This window comes from Streptacidiphilus albus JL83 (assembly GCF_000744705.1).
Lineage (GTDB): Bacteria > Actinomycetota > Actinomycetes > Streptomycetales > Streptomycetaceae > Streptacidiphilus > Streptacidiphilus albus.
The window spans coordinates 5,324,528-5,340,872 of sequence record NZ_JQML01000001.1 but is presented as its reverse complement, the minus strand read 5'-3'; the positions used below and the strand labels follow the sequence as shown (position 1 = coordinate 5,340,872).

Sequence of the window (16,345 nt, the reverse complement as noted above, 5' to 3'; positions counted from 1 at the left end):
GACTGTCGCCATAATGTCGCAGTGACCACGGTTGACGAGCTCCCGCCCCCGTCCGACGACCAGTCCGACCCCTTCGAGGGGCTGGTCCTCGACGAAGCCTTCGTCCGCGACGCGAAGGAGAAGGAGGGCTCGGCACGCGCCCGGATGCTCGCCGCGAAGTGGAAGGCCGAGCCGCCGGGCGACACCTCCTGGCGGCCCGACCCGACGCCCGCGCGGCGCTGGTACCGGCGTCGGCCCGAGGCGTCCCGGCGACGACAGGGCGACCGCTGGTGGCAGCTGCCGCTCTGCCTGGTGCTCGCGGTGGGTCTGGTGCTGGTCGCGATCAACCCGGGCATCATCCGCTTCTGACGAGCGACCGGCTCCGCCCGCGGCGCTGACGCCGGGTCAGCGGCGCCTGCGCCGGCCGCCCGCCCCTGCGGGGGTGCGCCGGCGGGCGGCCTTCGCCAGGGCCAGCTCGTAGCGGGCCCGCTTCTCCGCCTCGCCCGGGGCCTCGACCAGGCTCCGCAGGAAGTAGACGGCGAGCGAGCCGACGAAGCCGATGGCGAGCATCGGCAGGACCGACTTGTCGTCCGCCATCCAGCCGGTCAGCGCGGACCGGCCCCTGGTGAGCAGGTTCCAGGTGCGGACCGCGGCGACCAGGGTGCAGACCGCGACCGCGAGCACCAGCAGCGCGTTGACCAGTGCGCCGGACTTGGCGATGAAGACGCCCTCGACGCCGATGCGCAGCACCACGGCCCCGACGCAGGCGGTGACCAGCGAACCGAGGCCGACGGCGACCCGGCGCAGCCAGTAACCGGCGTCGTGGACCACCCAGCGGGTGCCGAAGAAGCGGATGGGCTCGGGTACGGGCGCGGCGGTGCCGCCCGGGGCATTGGTGTCGGACACGCCTCCGATTATGCGACAGCGGGCCGCCCGCGCCGGTCAGGCGTACGGGCGGCCCGCTGGGGGATCCGATCAGCCGAGCCTGGAGACGTCCCGCACCGCGCCGCGGTCCGCGCTGGTCGCCATCGCCGCGTAGGCCCGCAGCGCCGCCGAGACCTGGCGGTCGCGGTTCTTCGGCCGGTAGCCGTCACCGGCCTCCAGCGCGGCGCGGCGGGTGGTCAGCTCCTCGTCGGAGACCTCCAGCCGCACCGTGCGGGCGGGGATGTCGAAGGTGATCAGGTCGCCGTCCTCGACCAGGGCGATGGTGCCGCCGGCCGCCGCCTCCGGGGAGACGTGGCCGATGGACAGCCCCGAGGTGCCGCCGGAGAAGCGGCCGTCGGTGATCAGCGCGCAGGCCTTGCCCATGCCCCGGCCCTTGAGGAACGAGGTCGGGTAGAGCATCTCCTGCATGCCGGGACCGCCCTTGGGGCCCTCGTAGCGGATGACGACGACGTCGCCCTCCTTGACCCGCTTGGTGAGGATCGCGTCGACCGCGTCCTCCTGCGAGTCGACCACCACGGCCGGGCCCTGGAAGCGCCAGATCGACTCGTCGACCCCGGCCGTCTTCACCACGCAGCCGTCCACGGCCAGGTTGCCGTAGAGGATCGCCAGGCCGCCCTCGGTCGAGTAGGCGTGCTCGATGTCGCGGATGCAGCCGTTCGCGGCGTCGGTGTCCAGCGTGTCCCAGCGCTCGGACTGGGAGAAGGCGCTGGCGGAGCGGACGCAGCCGGGGGCCGCGTGCCACAGCTCGACGGCCTCGGCCGAGGGCGAGCCGCCGCGCACGTCCCAGGTCTTCAGCCAGTCGGCCATGGACGCGCTGTGGACGGTGTGGACGTCCTCGTTCAGCAGCCCGCCCCGGTAGAGCTCGCCGAGGATGGCGGGGATGCCGCCGGCCCGGTGCACGTCCTCCATGTAGTACGAGCCGTTGGGCGCCACCTTGGACAGGCAGGGCAGCCGGCGCGAGAGCGCGTCGATGTCCGCCATGGTGAAGTCCAGCTCGGCCTCCTGGGCGGCGGCGAGCAGGTGCAGGATGGTGTTGGTCGAGCCGCCCATGGCGATGTCCAGCGCGACCGCGTTCTCGAAGGCGGCGCGGGTGGCGACGGAGCGCGGCAGGACGGTCGCGTCGTCCTGGCCGTAGTAGCGGTTGGTGATCTCGACGACGGTGCGGCCGGCGTCCTGGTACAGCGCCTTGCGGGCGGTGTGGGTGGCCAGCACCGAGCCGTTGCCCGGCAGCGCCAGGCCGATCGCCTCGGCCAGGCAGTTCATCGAGTTGGCGGTGAACATGCCCGAACAGGAGCCGCAGGTCGGACAGGCGTTCTCCTCGATCCGGGCGATGTCCTCGTCCGAGACGTTCTCGTTGACCGCGTCGGAGATCGCGTTGATCAGGTCGAGCTTGCGGACGGTGCCGTCCACCAGGGTCGCCTTGCCGGCCTCCATCGGGCCGCCGGAGACGAAGACGGTCGGGATGTTCAGCCGCATCGCGGCCATCAGCATCCCGGGCGTGATCTTGTCGCAGTTGGAGATGCAGATCAGCGCGTCCGCGCAGTGCGCCTGGACCATGTACTCGACCGAGTCGGCGATCAGGTCGCGCGAGGGCAGCGAGTAGAGCATCCCGGCGTGGCCCATGGCGATGCCGTCGTCCACGGCGATGGTGTTGAACTCGCGCGGGATGCCGCCGGCCGCCTGGATCGCCTCGGAGACGATCCGGCCCACCGGCTGGAGGTGGGTGTGCCCGGGCACGAACTCGGTGAAGCTGTTCGCGACCGCGATGATCGGCTTTCCGAAGTCCTCGCGGGCTACACCGGCGGCCCGGAGGAGGGCGCGGGCTCCTGCCATGTTGCGACCGTGGGTGACCGTACGAGACCTCAGCTCGGGCACTGTCCTCAACTCCTTCGTCGTTGACGAACGAGCCTACGCCGACTGCCCGCCCATCGGACAACGGGTCCGGCATGCGGAACGGTGCGCGCGCCCCCGGCGGCTAGCCCTGTCCTTCGCACATGACTCTTTGTGGCGATTCCTAGTCCTCGGCGGTGTCGTCGCCGGGATGTGCGCGTTGATGGTGGCGTGCCTGTCTTCGTCGGTCGCGACCGTTCCCGTGTGCAGCGTCCCCGAGCCGAGCTTCTGATCACCGCAGTGGTGGAGAAGCGGCTGGGGGCGCTGCCGGCCTGTGCGCATTTCCTGCGCCGGCTGGACATCGCCGGCATCATCGACGGACTGTGCCCGGTGCGCGATGTCGCCCACCTCACCCACGGACAGGTCGTCGAGGCGTTGATCGCCAACCGGCTGTCCTCGCCGACGCCCCTGTTCAAGGTGGCCCGCTGGGCCGAGCAATGGGCCGTGGAGGACGTCTTCGGCATCCACGCCGACTTCCTCAACGACGACCGCATCGCCCGCGCGCTGGACGCCGTCGCCCCGCACCTGGACGAACTCGTCGGCTCCATCGGGGCCAAGGCGATCACCGAGTTCGGCATCGACGCCTCACGCTGCCACTGGGACATGACCAGCGTCTCCCTCTACGGCGCCTACGAGAACCCCGACAGTGACTACCCAGTGGTCAAGTTCGGGCACCCCAAGGACCGGCGCACCGACCTGAAGCAGATCCAGGCCGGACTGGCGGTCACCGGCGACGGCGGCATCCCCGTCACCCACCGCGCCTTCAGCGGCGGAGCCGCCGAGGTCTCCCAGGTCGTGGACGCGATGACCGCCCTGCGGCAGATCGCGAAGCGCCCGGACCTGCTGCTGGTAGGCGACAGCAAACTGCTGACCTACGACAACGTGTCCGCGATGACGGCCGAAGGCGTCCACTTCCTGGCTCCGGCTGCCGCCGCCAGCGTCGACAGCGCCGTCTACGCCGCTCTGGACCTGCAGTCGGCCGAACCCGTGGAGTACACCGCCGAACGCGACGCCGACAAGCCAGCTGACCAGCGCGCCCTCTACCGAGTCATGGAGGACCGGTTCACCTGGAAGGGCCGGCGCAGGAAGGACCCCGCGCTGACGATGCGCCGGATCCTGGTCCACTCCAGCTCCAACGCGACCGGACAGCTCAAGGCCCGCACCAAGAAGCTGGCCCGGGCCCGCGAGGACCTGGAGAAGATCCAGCGCAACCTGGGCACCCGCCACTACCCCGACGCCAGGAAGGTCGCCGACACGGTCGCGGTGATCGCCAAGAAGCGCCGCGTCACCGCCTACCTGCACACTGATGTCAGCACCAGCCCGGACGGGAAACCCACCCTGACCTGGTCATTCGACCAGGACGCCGTCGACGCCGAAGCGGCCGTCGACGGCTGGTACACGCTGCTGACCAACCTGCCCGCCGACCAGGCCACCGCAGCCCAGGTGCTCCTGCACTACAAGGGCCAGGGCACCGTCGAACGCCGCTACAGCCACGTCAAGGGCCCCTTCGCGATCGCGCCGATGTTCCTGCAGAACAACCGCCGCATCGCCGCCCTGATCACCGTGATCTGCCTGGCCCTGCTGGTCTTCTCCCTGATCGAGCGCCAGGTCCGCCAGGCCCTGGGCGACCAGCGCACCATGCACGGCCTCCAGCCCGGCAGCAACCAGGCCCTGCGGCCGACCGGCGAACTGATCCTGACCGCACTGTCCGACCTGCGTATGCGCAGCGGCACCGCCACCAGCCCACCAGTCGTCCTAGTCAGCGAAGGCATCCAGGCCCGACTCCTAGACATACTCGAAGTCGACCCAACCCACCCCCGCTGGCTCGACACACGTTTCCCTATGTGCGAAGGACACAGCTAGCCGGCCAGGCCGACCGTCAGGTCCAGGTCGAACTCCTCGACCACCACGCCGTCCGGGAAGACCTGGCGCAGCGCCTCCCGCTCCGCCGCCAGCACCTCCGCCCGGCGGCCCGGCTCCAGCACCGCCACGTAGGAGCGCGAGCCGAGGTCCTCGACCGCCTGGTCCAGCGGTATCCGGCGGCTCCAGCGGAGCACCGTCTCCCGGGTGCGCAGCCCGGCGCGGGCCAGCTCGACCCGGGAGTCGTTGACGCCGCCGTAGCCGTGGTAGTCGGGGCAGGCCGCGATCATGCGCTGCTCCTGCGCCTGCGGCCAGCCCTGGCTGCGGTCCTTGACGTTCCAGAACAGCGCCAGCGCACCGCCCCGGCGCAGCACCCGGCGGGCCTCCGGGATCGATTTCCCCGGCGTCGTCCAGTGGAAGGCCTGGGCGTAGGTGATCAGGTCGACGCTGGCGTCCGCGAAGGGCAGGGCGTTGCCGTCGCCGCGCACCAGCGGCAGGTCCGGGGTGGTGGACCGGAGCTGCGCCGCCATGCCGGGCGTGGGCTCGACCGCGACCACCTCGGCGCCCCGGGCGCGCAGCAGCCGACTGGCGATGCCGGTCCCGGCCCCGACGTCCAGCACCCGGGCGCCCCGCAGCGGACGGCCGGTCAGCTCCTCCATCGCGTCGAACAGCGCGTCGGGATAGGTCGGCCGGGAGGCCTCGTAGGAGGCCGCGACCGCCCCGAAGGAACTGGAGAGCGCGGAGCCGTGAAGTGAGGTCATGAGGGGGGTTACCGTCCCTACTGTTCGATCCGTGACCGTCCGATCAGTGCTGTCCCGACCCTAGTCGGGCGGCGGTGGCCAGATGAAGCCGGGTGAAGGCCAGCGCCTCGGCCAGTTCGGCCTCGCGTTCCACCGGGCCCGGCGAGCGGCGGGTGTTGACCTCCAGCACCACATGGCCGTCGAAGCCGCCGGCCGCCAGCCGCTCCAGCAGTTCGGCGCAGGGCTGGGTGCCGCGTCCGGGGATCAGGTGCTCGTCCTTGGCCGAGCCCGAGCCGTCGGCGAGGTGGACGTGGGCGAGCCGGTCGCCCATCCGGTCGACCATCTCCAGCGCCTCGGTCCGGGCGGTGGCGGCGTGCGAGAGGTCGACGGTGAAGTGCCGGTAGTCCTCGGTGGTGGGGTCCCAGTCGGGCGCGTAGGCGGCGACCTCGCGGTCCCGGTAGCGCCAGGGGTACATGTTCTCGACCGCGAAGCGGACGTCGGTCTCGCCCGCCATCTGCCAGATCCCCTGGACGAAGTCCCGCGCGTACTGCCGCTGCCAGCGGAACGGCGGGTGGACCACGACGGTGGTCGCGCCCAGCTTCTCCGCCGCCGCGCGGGCCCGGACCAGCTTGGTCCACGGGTCGGTGCCCCAGACCCGCTGGGTGATCAGCAGGCAGGGCGCGTGCACCGCGAGGATCGGCACCCCGTGGTAGTCGGAGAGCCGGCGCAGCGCCTCGATGTCCTGGCTGACCGGGTCCGTCCAGACCATCACCTCGACCCCGTCGTAGCCGAGGCGCCCGGCGATCTCGAAGGCGGCGGCGGTGTTCTCCGGATAGACGGAGGCGGTGGACAGGGCGACCTTGGCGTCCGGCACGAAGATGGCCGGACTGGTCGGCAGGTGCAGGCCGCCGGAGCGGGCGCGCTCCTTGACGGTGAGCGGGGTCGGCGGGCGCGGCGTCCGCAGGGCGGCGGTCGGCGGCGCGGCGGGGGCTCGGCCGCGCTCCGGCGCCGCTTCGGTCGGGGCTCTGCTGCCGCCCCCGGCGCCGATCCCGCTGCCGATCCCGCTGCCGAGCCCGGCTCGGGCCCGGCGGTGGCCGCGCGCGCCGCCTTCGCGGCCTTCGCCGCCTTGGCGACCTTGCCCACCCGTTCGGCGGTCTTCTTCTTCGCCGTGGACTCCTGGGCGGCGGTCCTGGCCGCCGCGGTCCTGGCCGCGGCCGACTGCGCGACGGCCTTCTTCACCGCCACGGCCCGCTTCGCGGCGACGCCGGTCGCCTTGGCCGCACGCGCGCCCCGGTTCCGGCCCGAGGCGCCCTCGGTGCGCGATTCCCGTGTCGACTCTTCGTCCGCTGGATCCGCCACGGAACACAGCGTATGCGCGTCGGGCGTCCGGCGGGACAACCCCCTACTGGACGCCGTCCATCTGGTCCAGCCGCCGCAGGATCACGCCCTCGCGGAGCGCCCAGGGACAGATGTCCAGCTCCTCCACGCCGAACAGGTCCATCGCGCCGTCCGCCACCAGCGCCCCGGCGAGCAACTGCCGGGCCCGGCCCTCGGACACGCCCGGCAGCACCGAGCGCTGCGCGGTGGTCATCACCGCCAGCTTCGGCACCCAGGCGGCGAGGCCCTGCCGGGTCAGCCGCCGCTTCTGGTACATGCCGTCGGCCTCGCGCGCGGCACCGGTGATCCGGGCCAGCTGCTTGAAGGTCTTGGAGGTCCCGACGACCTGGTCCGGCGCGCCGACCCGGGCGACGTCGCCGACGGTGCGGGCGATCTGCGCCCGGACATGGCGCCGCAGCGCGCGGACCGACTCGGCGGTCGGCGGGTCCCCCGGCAGCCAGCCGGCCGTCAGCCGGCCCGCGCCCAGCGGCAGGGAGACGGCAGCGTCCGGCTGCTCGTCGACGCCGCACGCTATCTCCAGCGAGCCGCCGCCGATGTCCAGCAGCAGCAGCCGTCCCGCCGACCAGCCGTACCAGCGGCGGGCGGCCAGGAACGTCAGCCGCGCCTCGTCCCCGCCGGAGAGCACCCGGAGCTCGACGCCGGTCTCCCGCTGGACCCGCTTCAGCACCTCCTCGCCGTTGGCGGCCTCCCGCACGGCGGAGGTCGCGAACGGCAGCACCTCCTCGACGCCCTTGTCCTCGGCCACCCGCATCGACGAGTCGACCATGCCGACCAGCCGCTCGATGCCGTCCTCGCGGATCGCGCCCTCTTCGTCCAGCAGCTCGGCCAGTCGCAGCTCGATCTTGTGCGAGTACGCGGGCACGGGAGCAGCACCGGGGTGCGCGTCCACCACCAGGAAGTGGACGGTGTTGGATCCCACGTCGAGCACGCCAAGTCGCATAGCTCTCCACGCTACGCGATCGCTGTGCTTCGATCACCACACGGGATCCCCGACTCCGATGCGGCGACCGCCCGGAACCGGCTCCCCGAGGACGTCGTTCTCATGTCGTAGACCGCCCTGCCCCTTGCCCGCCCGCCCCGCCCGAGGAGAACCGCCGTGGCCCTGCAGCTCCAGATCGTCGGCAATGCCATGCAGATGGCCGTCGTCCAGCTCCAGCCGGGGCAGACGGTCTACAGCGAGGCCGGGAAGTTCCTCTTCAAGACCACCAACGTCAGCATGGACACCCGGCTCTCCACCCCGAGCGGCCAGCAGGGCGCCGGCGGCGTCGGCCAGCAGGGCGGCATGGGCGGGCTGCTGCGCCAGGCGATGGGCACCGCGATGCAGGTCGGCCAGCGGATGCTGGCCGGCGAGAGCGCCGCCTTCCAGTACTTCACCGCCCAGGGCGGCGAGGGCACCCTCGGCTTCGCCGGGCACATCCCCGGCGAGATGCGGGCGCTGGAGCTGAACGGCGGCCGCGCCTGGATCGCCGAGAAGGACGCCTTCATCGCGGCCGAGTCGACGGTCAACTTCGGCATCGCCTTCTCCGGGCTGCGGGCCGGGATGCGCGGCGGCGAGGGCTTCGTGCTGGAGCGGTTCACCGGCACCGGCACCGTGCTGATCGGCGGTGCGGGCAACTTCATCGACCTGGAACTGCAGGACTTCGGCGGCGCACTGCAGGTCCACACCGGCTGCATCGTCGCCTTCGAGGAGGGCATCAGCTACGACGTCCAGCGGGTCGGCGCGCTCAACCGCCAGGGCGTGATGAACGCCATGTTCGGCGGCGACGGCCTGTCGCTGGCGACGCTCCAGGGCCACGGCAAGGTCATCCTCCAGTCGATGACGCTGGAGGGCCTGGCCAACGCGCTCCGGAAGGCCGAGGGCAGCGACAAGGAGGGCGCCACCGGCGGCCTCTTCTCGACCCGGGTCGAGTGAGCCCGGAACCGCGCGGCGCAGGACATAGGCTGGACGGGTGCCAGCCGTAGACATCACCCTCACCGATCGCAAGGCAGTCGAGAAGGCTGCGAAGAAGGCCGCCGCCGCCGCACGCAAGCGCGAGGTCCCGCTGGACTTCGCCCGGGCCTGGGTGGAGTTCGCCGACCCGGAGGACGCCGAGCAGGTCTTCCGCTGCGACCTGACCTGGCTGACCTCCCGTTGGACCTGCGTCTTCGGGCGCGGCTGCCACGGCATCCGGCCCGGCCGCGCCAGCGACGGCTGCTGCACCCTGGGCGCCCACTGGTCCGACGACGACGACCGGAAGCGGGTGGCAGGCCACGCCGCCCGGCTCACCCCGGAGACCTGGCAGTACCACCGCCAGGGCAACGGCCCCAAGGGCATCAGCGAGCCGGACGAGGACGGCGAGCCGCGCACCCGCCGGGTCGACGGCGCCTGCATCTTCCTCAACCGGCCCGGCTTCCCCGGCGGCGCGGGCTGCTCGCTGCACACCCTGGCGCTCGCCGAGGGCAAGGAGCCGCTGGAGACCAAGCCCGACGTCTGCTGGCAGCTGCCGGTGCGCCGGACCTACGACTGGATCGACCGCCCGGACGAGAGCCGCTACCTCCAGGTCACCATCGGCGAGTACGACCGGCGCGGCTGGGGCCCGGGCGGCCACGACCTCCAGTGGTGGTGCACCGGCAGCCCGGACGCCCACGTCGGCGGCGAGCCGGTGTACCTCAGCTACCGGCCGGAACTGATCGAGCTGATGGGCGCGGGCGGCTACGCCCTGCTGGCCGAGATGTGCGAGCAGCGGCTGAGCGGCCCCGCCGGGCCGGTGGCCCCGCACCCGGCCGACGGCTGACGACCGGCGACTGACGGCTGACGGCTGACGGCTGACGGCTGAACAGCCGACGACCGGGCGGAGGGCGCCGCAGCCCTCCGCCCCTGCGGCTCAGGCGTAGGCGGGACGGCGGTGCCTGCCGCTCCGGGGGCGGTCCGCCGCGGTCGTGGCCGTCGGCGAATCGCTCGGCCCGACCGAGGGGCCGGAGCTGCCGGCCGGGGCGGAGGGGGTGGCCGAGGGCCCGGACGTCGGGCTGCTGCCGCCGCTGGGCGGGGCGGAGCTCCCCGAGCTGGGACCGCCGGTCGGCGTCGGCGTCGGGGTCGGCGTCGGGGTCGGGGTCGGGGCCGAGGTCGGCGTACCGGTCGGGGGCGGGGGCGGGGTTCCGGCCCGCTGGGTCCCCGGACCCTGGAGGGTGACCACCGCACCGACCGGCTGGACCACCACCTGCGCGCTCCAGGCGGTGCTCGGCAGCTGCGACTCGTCCACCGTCACCAGCACCGTCGCCTGTTCGCCCGGTGCCAGGGTGCCCTGGTCGCGGCTGAGCCGGAGCCAGGGGGCGGTGTTGACGGCCTGCCAGTTCACGGCGGTGCCGCCGGTGTCGGCGAGGGTGATCACCGTCCGCCCGCCGACCTCGGCGGCGGTGACCCGGAGTTTCCCGGGACCGGCCGACGGGCCCCCCGGGACGGCGGATCCGGTTCCGGTGCCGGTGCCGCCGGCGACCGTCGCGACGACGCCGGACCCCGCGCCGGGCGCGGACGTCGCGGTGGTGGGCGCGGCCGTGCCGGGCTCCGGGAGGCCCCCGCCTTCGGGAGCCGGCGGACGCGGGTCGGGGGTGTCCACGCTGACGGCGGAGACCGGGTAGGCGGGCACCGCGTGCCGGTGGTGGTGGGTGACCCAGAGCGCGACCACCGGCGCGGCGACCACCGCCGCGATGACCGAGGTGGCCACCGCCCGCTGCCGCAGCAGCGCCGCCCGCTGGCTGGGCAGGCTGCGGTGCACCGGGAAGCCCCGGCGGTCGAAGCGCGGCTCCTGCTCCGGCATCGCGGCCGTGACTCTCCGCTGCCGCCAGAGCGGGACCGGGCGGTCGGCCTCCCGGGGACGGCGGCGCGAGGGCGCCCCGGACGGCTCACGGCCCGGCTCGCGCCCAGGCTCTCGCCCCGGCTCGCGGCGGCCGAACTGGCCGAGGAGACCCTCGGCCCCGGCGGCGTCCGCGTGGACCCGGGCCGGGGCCTGCACCAGCGGCAGCCTGCCGGGCGTGCGCAGGGTGCCAGGCCAGGGGCCGTCCGCCGCCGCCCGCTCGACCGTCCCCCGGCAGGTGGGGCAGGAGTCGAGGTGGCGGACCAGTTCGCCGCGCAGCGCCGGGCCGAGCACCGGTCCCCGGTCCGCGCCCAGCCGCCGCAGCTCCGGGCAGGCGTCCAGGCCGAGCACGACCAGGGCCGTCGCCGTCCGCTCCAACTCGCAGGTGGCCCTGGTGAGCAGCGCCCCGGCCTGGTCGGGACCGAGGTCCAGCACCGCCGCCAGCTCCTCCAGGTCCAGCCCGTGCCGACCGGTCAGCTCCAGCGCCTCGCGCTGGATCGGGCTGGTGCCGGCCGCCTCGGGCCAGGCCAGCCGGCTGAGCCGGACGTGCTCGGCGGAGTGCCGGCCGCCGCCCGGCCGCTCCGGGCGCCGCGCGGCCACCGCCTCCTGCTCCATCCGCAGCAGGCAGCAGTACCGGGCCAGGGCGTAGAGCCAGGCGCGCAGCAGTCCCGGCCGGTGCAGCCGGCGCCGGTACCGGACCGAGAGCCGACGGATCTGCCGCATGGCGGCGGCGGCCTGGTCCTCGTCGCAGAGCACCGACAGGCAGTAGGTGTACAGGGCGTCGGTCAGCTGTTCCCAGGCCTCGTCGAGGCAGCGCTGCCGGGGCACGGCTCTGGCCTGGGGCTGGGTCAGGGAGGTCACCTGTACGACGCTAGGGCGCAGCGGCGGCGGCGACCGGGCCTTGCCCGACGACTCCCCCTTTCGAGTGACTGTGGCCGCTTCCGGCCCGCCGGAGCGGGCGGGGCCGCTGTCAGTGGTGCGCGGTAGCGTTCACCGCATGGCAGCCCGAACGACGTCGTCCAAGGCCCCCCGCTCCTCGTACCGCTGTACCGACTGCGGCTCCACCCCGCCCAAGTGGACCGGCCGCTGCACCGAGTGCAATGCCTGGGGCACGATCGAGGAGGTCGGCACGGTCCCGGTGCGGACCACCGCGGCCGGGCCGGTCAGCAGCGCCGCGCTGCCGATCGGGCAGGTCGACGCCCGGGTGGCGACCTCCCGTCCGACCAACATCGACGAGCTGGACCGGGTGCTCGGCGGCGGGCTGGTGCCGGGGGCGGTGGCGCTGCTGGCCGGCGAGCCCGGCGTCGGCAAGTCGACGCTGCTGCTGGACGTCGCGGCGAAGGCCGCCAGCGCCGAGCATCCGACGCTCTACATCACCGGCGAGGAGTCGGCCAGTCAGGTCCGGCTGCGCGCGGACCGGATCAACGCCCTGTCGCCGCACCTCTACCTCGCCGCCGAGACCGACCTGGGGGCGGTGCTCGGCCATATCGAGCAGGTCAACCCGTCGCTGCTGATCCTGGACTCGGTGCAGACCATCGCCTCGGCGCAGCTGGACAGCGCCCCGGGCGGCCCGGCCCAGATCCGCGAGGTGACGGCGGCGCTGATCCGGGCGTCCAAGAGCCGGGCGATGTCGACGCTGCTGGTCGGCCATGTGACCAAGGACGGCTCGATCGCCGGTCCCCGGCTGCTGGAGCACCTGGTGGACGTGGTGCTGCACTTCGAGGGCGACCGGCATGCCCGGCTGCGGATCATCCGGGGCATCAAGAACCGCTACGGGGCGACGGACGAGGTCGGCTGCTTCGAGCTGAGCGACTCCGGCATCGTCGGCCTGGCCGACCCCTCGGGGCTGTTCCTGACCAAGCGTGAGAAGCCGGTCCCGGGGACCTGCCTGACGGTCACCCTGGAGGGCCGCCGTCCGCTGGTGGCCGAGGTCCAGGCGCTGATGGTCGACTCGCAGATCCCCTCGCCCCGGCGGACCACCTCGGGCCTGGAGTCCCCCCGGATCGCGATGATCCTGGCGGTGGTGGAGCGGCACGCCGGCGTCCGGCTCGGCAAGCTGGACATCTACACGGCCACGGTGGGCGGGGTGAAGCTCAGTGAGCCCTCGGTGGACCTGGCGATCGCGCTGTCGGTGGCGAGTTCGGCGGCGGACACGCCACTGCCGCCCAACCTGGTGGCGATCGGCGAGGTCGGCCTCGCGGGCGAGGTCCGCCGGGTGACCGGGGTGGAGCGCCGGCTGGCGGAGGCCGCCCGGCTGGGCTTCACCCATGCGCTGGTGCCGCCGGACCCGGGCAAGGTGCCCAAGGGGATGCGGGTCACCGAGGTCGCCAACATCGCCGAGGCGATGGCGGCGATCCCGGGCCGACGCGGCGGCTCGGGCCGCTCCGGCGGTCGGTCCGGCGGCGCCTCGGCCCCGCCGGCGGCGCGGGACGGCGGCCGCGGCGGCTCCCGGAACGGCGCCCGGGTCCCGGCCCCCTCCTTCCTCGACGGCCCGGACGACATCCCGGACGACGCCGCCGAACTGATGGACGGGTGGGAGGAGATCGAGCCGCAGTAGCAGACCGGGCATTCCACCTCAATACCCTCATCCGGCCCCAGCCCGGCAATATCCAGCCACGCCGGTCCGCACCCACCGGTAAACTCGGACGCGCACACCCCACCCCACCGGAGGAGTCGTCCCGTGGCAGCCAACGACCGGGCGGAACGATCCTCCCGCGAGGAGGCCCTGATGCGGGCCTCCATCAGTGCCGTAGCCCCCGGCACCGCCCTCCGCGACGGGCTGGAGCGGGTCCTTCGCGGCCGGACCGGGGGGCTGATCGTGCTGGGCTTCGACAAGATGGTCGAGTCGCTGAGCACCGGCGGCTTCATCCTCGACGTCGAGTTCTCGGCGACCAGGCTGCGCGAGCTGTGCAAGCTCGACGGCGCGGTCGTGCTCGACAAGGACATCACCCGGATCGTCCGGGCCGGGGTGCAGCTGGTCCCGGACGCCACCATCCCCACCGAGGAGACCGGCACCCGGCACCGCACCGCCGAGCGGGTCAACAAGCAGACCGGCTACCCGGTGGTCTCGGTGAGCCAGTCGATGCGGCTGATCGCCCTGTACGTCAACGGCGTCCGGCGGGTCATCGAGGACTCGGCCGCGATCCTCTCCCGGGCCAACCAGGCGCTGGCCACCCTGGAGCGCTACAAGCTGCGGCTGGACGAGGTGGCCGGCACCCTCTCCGCGCTGGAGATCGAGGACCTGGTGACGGTCCGTGACGTCACCGCCGTGGCCCAGCGGCTGGAGATGGTCCGCCGGATCGCCGGTGAGATCGCCGGCTACGTGGTCGAGCTGGGCACCGACGGGCGGCTGCTCTCGCTGCAGCTGGACGAGCTGATCGCCGGCGTCGAGCCGGAGCGCGAGCTGGTGGCCCGCGACTACTTCCCGGAGCGCGCCGCCAAGCGCGGCCGCACCGTGCACGACGTGCTGGTGGACCTGGACGCGCTGAGCCACCCGGAGCTGCTGGAACTCACCACCGTGGCCAAGGCCCTGGGCTACCCCGGCTCGCCGGAGGCGCTGGACTCCGCCGTCAGCCCGCGCGGCTACCGGCTGCTGGCGAAGATCCCGCGGCTCCCCAACACCGTCATCGAGCGGCTGATCGAGCACTTCGGCGGGCTGCAGAAGCTGCTCGCCGCCAGCCTGGACGACCTCCAGGCGGTCGAGGGCGTCGGCGAGACCCGGGCCCGCTCGGTCCGCGAGGGGCTGTCCCGGCTCGCCGAGTCCTCCATCCTGGAGCGCTACGTCTGAGCCGCCGGGGCCGGACCGGCCGGCCTCAGCTGCCGAACTGGGCGAGCTTGAAGGTGTACGAGGGCTCGGCCGTCACGCCCTGCAGGCTGACCTGCACCACGTACGTCCCCGGCGTGGCCGCGGCCCCGCCCGCGCCCGGGGTGCACCCCGGCGCGGAGGTGGTGCGGCCCCACTCGAAGTCGGCGGTGAGCGCGGTGCCGGAGGCCGGGATGGCGTACCACTGGGAGCTGGTCAGCGCCGGGCAGTCGGCGGAGGACCAGACATGGGAGTTGCCGCCCGTGCTGACCACCACGACCGCGGACTTGGCCCCCAGGTCGGTCCGGCAGGCCGCGCCGCTGGTGTTGCTGATCCCCAGCTGGAAGACCGGCCACTGGGTCGCCCCGTAGCTCTGCTCGGTGCTGGTCAGCGTCAGCTCCAGGTCGGCCGCCTGGCAGACCGGCAGCGCCATGGTCCCGGCCGTGTTGGCGCCGTTGCCGCCGCTGCCGCCACCGGTGGCGCCGCCCCCGGTGACCGTGACCGGCTGCGGGCTCCCGGTCCCGCCGCCGGTCGGGGAACCGGCCGAGGCGCCCGCCGAGGGGCTGCGGCTGCCGGACGGGCCGCCGACCGTGCCGTCGTTCGACCCGCCGCCGGTGGGGCCCGGAGTGATCGACTGCGCGGGGCCGGTCCTGCCGGTGTCCGCGAGCGGCTTCTTCGTCCCGCCGCCGCCGAAGAGCAGCCACCCGATCAGGGCGACCACGGCCGCGAGGACGACCAGCGCGACGAAGCGCCGCCGCCAGTAGATGGACGAGGGCAGCGGCCCGACGGGATTGCGCAAAGAAGGCACGAGCAAACCTTACGAGAGATCAACCCCCGGTCAGAGCAACACCGCCGTACCGGTGGACCCTTCTTTCACATCATCGGCCTGATCGTCCGACTGAATGGTTTCACGGGACCATTCCGGTGACACCGGGGTGACCGGGTGTGTGCGACCATCGACATCGCCATGAACACGAACACCGCACTCCACCGCGAGATCCTCGCCTGGTACGCCGCCAACGCCCGCGAACTCCCCTGGCGGGAGCCCGAGGCCGGAGCCTGGGCGGTGATGGTGAGTGAGTTCATGCTCCAGCAGACCCCGGTGAAACGGGTCCTGCCGATGTACGCGACCTGGATGGAGCGCTGGCCGACCCCGGCCGCGCTGGCCGCCGAGCCCCCGGGCGAGGCGGTCCGGGCCTGGGGCCGGCTCGGCTACCCGCGCCGCGCCCTGCGGCTGCACGCCGCGGCGACCGCGATGGTGGAGCGCCACGGCGGCGAGGTCCCCACCGACCACGCCGAGCTGCTCGCCCTGCCCGGCGTCGGCGAGTACACCGCCGCCGCCGTCGCCTCCTTCGCCCACCGGCAGCGCCACCCGGTGCTGGACACCAATGTCCGCCGGGTCTTCGCCCGGCTGGTCGACGGCGTCGAGTTCCCGCCGACGGCGACCACCGCCGCCGAGCGCCGCACCGCTACCGCGCTGCTGCCCGAGGCCGACGAGACCGCGGCGACCTGGGCGGTCGCGGTGATGGAGCTCGGTGCCCTGGTCTGCACCGCCCGCTCGCCCGACTGCGGGCACTGCCCGGTCGCCCGGCGCTGCGCCTGGCGGCTGGCCGGCAGCCCCGCCCACCAGGGGCCGGCCCGGCGCGGCCAGACCTACGAGGGCACCGACCGCCAGGTGCGCGGCAAGCTGCTCGCGGTGCTCCGGGCGACCCGTTCGACGGTGCCCCAGGAGGCGCTGGACGCGGTCTGGCCGGACGCCGTCCAGCGGGCCCGCGCACTGGACGGGCTGGTCGCCGACGGGCTGGTGGAACCGGTCGCTCCGGGCGTCTACCGACTGCCCGGACACGCGCCCGGCTCCTGAGCGGTGCGCTGAACTGCGCCGCGCCCGATCAACCTACTTG

14 protein-coding genes are annotated in these 16,345 nt (G+C 73.7%); 7 read left to right on the top strand and 7 right to left on the bottom strand.

Annotated elements, in window-relative coordinates:
* Positions 1–21 precede the first annotated feature (21 nt).
* A complete protein-coding gene (locus BS75_RS46845; RefSeq protein ID WP_034089644.1) occupies positions 22–348 on the top strand; it encodes an SCO2583/SCO2584 N-terminal domain-containing protein in 327 nt (108 codons plus the stop codon).
* Positions 349–384: 36 nt separating this feature from the next.
* Here the strand turns inward: BS75_RS46845 and BS75_RS23305 are convergent, their stop codons facing one another.
* Both BS75_RS23305 and ilvD read right to left on the bottom strand, forming a co-directional pair.
* A complete protein-coding gene (locus tag BS75_RS23305; RefSeq protein ID WP_034089643.1) occupies positions 385–885 on the bottom strand; it encodes a hypothetical protein in 501 nt (166 codons plus the stop codon).
* A 69-nt stretch (positions 886–954) separates the two neighbouring features.
* Entirely contained in the window at positions 955–2,799 is a 1,845-nt protein-coding gene (gene ilvD, locus BS75_RS23300; protein WP_034089642.1) for a dihydroxy-acid dehydratase, read from the bottom strand.
* Between the two features lie 219 nt (positions 2,800–3,018).
* Between ilvD and BS75_RS23295 the strand changes: the two genes are divergently transcribed.
* Positions 3,019–4,677, top strand: coding sequence for an IS1634 family transposase (locus BS75_RS23295; RefSeq protein ID WP_197091885.1), 1,659 nt, complete (start codon positions 3,019–3,021; stop codon positions 4,675–4,677).
* Here BS75_RS23295 and BS75_RS23290 read toward each other — a convergent pair.
* The 3 genes from BS75_RS23290 to BS75_RS23280 all read right to left on the bottom strand — a co-directional run bounded on the left by BS75_RS23290 (position 4,674) and on the right by BS75_RS23280 (position 7,752).
* Positions 4,674–5,435: a class I SAM-dependent methyltransferase gene (locus BS75_RS23290; RefSeq protein WP_034089641.1), complete on the bottom strand. Its 762-nt coding sequence runs from the start codon at positions 5,433–5,435 to the stop codon at positions 4,674–4,676. The two genes, BS75_RS23295 and BS75_RS23290, sit on opposite strands and share 4 nt — an antisense overlap.
* Positions 5,436–5,478: 43 nt before the next feature.
* Positions 5,479–6,294, bottom strand: coding sequence for a sugar phosphate isomerase/epimerase family protein (locus BS75_RS23285; protein WP_174515105.1), 816 nt, complete (start codon positions 6,292–6,294; stop codon positions 5,479–5,481).
* 522 nt (positions 6,295–6,816) lie between these two features.
* On the bottom strand, positions 6,817–7,752 hold the full coding sequence (locus BS75_RS23280) for a Ppx/GppA phosphatase family protein (protein ID WP_034089640.1): 936 nt from the start codon (positions 7,750–7,752) through the stop codon (positions 6,817–6,819).
* 156 nt (positions 7,753–7,908) lie between these two features.
* On the opposite strand from BS75_RS23280, the gene BS75_RS23275 reads away from it, so the two are divergent.
* Both BS75_RS23275 and BS75_RS23270 read left to right on the top strand, forming a co-directional pair.
* Positions 7,909–8,724 carry an AIM24 family protein gene (locus BS75_RS23275; protein WP_081982534.1) on the top strand — a complete coding sequence of 272 codons (816 nt, stop codon included), beginning with the start codon at positions 7,909–7,911 and terminating at the stop codon, positions 8,722–8,724.
* 52 nt (positions 8,725–8,776) lie between these two features.
* Complete coding sequence (locus BS75_RS23270; RefSeq protein ID WP_034093611.1) at positions 8,777–9,586, top strand: hypothetical protein; 810 nt, start codon at positions 8,777–8,779, stop codon at positions 9,584–9,586.
* 90 nt (positions 9,587–9,676) lie between these two features.
* Here BS75_RS23270 and BS75_RS23265 read toward each other — a convergent pair whose 3' ends face one another.
* Complete coding sequence (locus BS75_RS23265) at positions 9,677–11,503, bottom strand: BACON domain-containing protein (RefSeq protein WP_156164282.1); 1,827 nt, start codon at positions 11,501–11,503, stop codon at positions 9,677–9,679.
* 136 nt (positions 11,504–11,639) lie between these two features.
* Between BS75_RS23265 and radA the strand changes: the two genes are divergently transcribed.
* Positions 11,640–13,199, top strand: a complete 1,560-nt coding sequence (gene radA, locus BS75_RS23260) for a DNA repair protein RadA (RefSeq protein ID WP_034089639.1) — start codon at positions 11,640–11,642, stop codon at positions 13,197–13,199.
* Between the two features lie 123 nt (positions 13,200–13,322).
* Positions 13,323–14,429 (top strand): DNA integrity scanning diadenylate cyclase DisA, encoded by a 1,107-nt coding sequence (gene disA, locus BS75_RS23255; RefSeq protein ID WP_034089638.1) that lies wholly within the window; start codon positions 13,323–13,325, stop codon positions 14,427–14,429.
* A gap of 25 nt (positions 14,430–14,454) precedes the next feature.
* On the opposite strand, the gene BS75_RS23250 is transcribed toward disA, so the two are convergent.
* Positions 14,455–15,252, bottom strand: a complete 798-nt coding sequence (locus BS75_RS23250; RefSeq protein WP_034089637.1) for a hypothetical protein — start codon at positions 15,250–15,252, stop codon at positions 14,455–14,457.
* Positions 15,253–15,411: 159 nt separating this feature from the next.
* On the opposite strand from BS75_RS23250, the gene BS75_RS23245 reads away from it, so the two are divergent.
* Positions 15,412–16,305, top strand: coding sequence for an HhH-GPD family protein (locus tag BS75_RS23245; protein ID WP_034093609.1), 894 nt, complete (start codon positions 15,412–15,414; stop codon positions 16,303–16,305).
* The last annotated feature ends 40 nt before the right edge of the window (positions 16,306–16,345 follow it).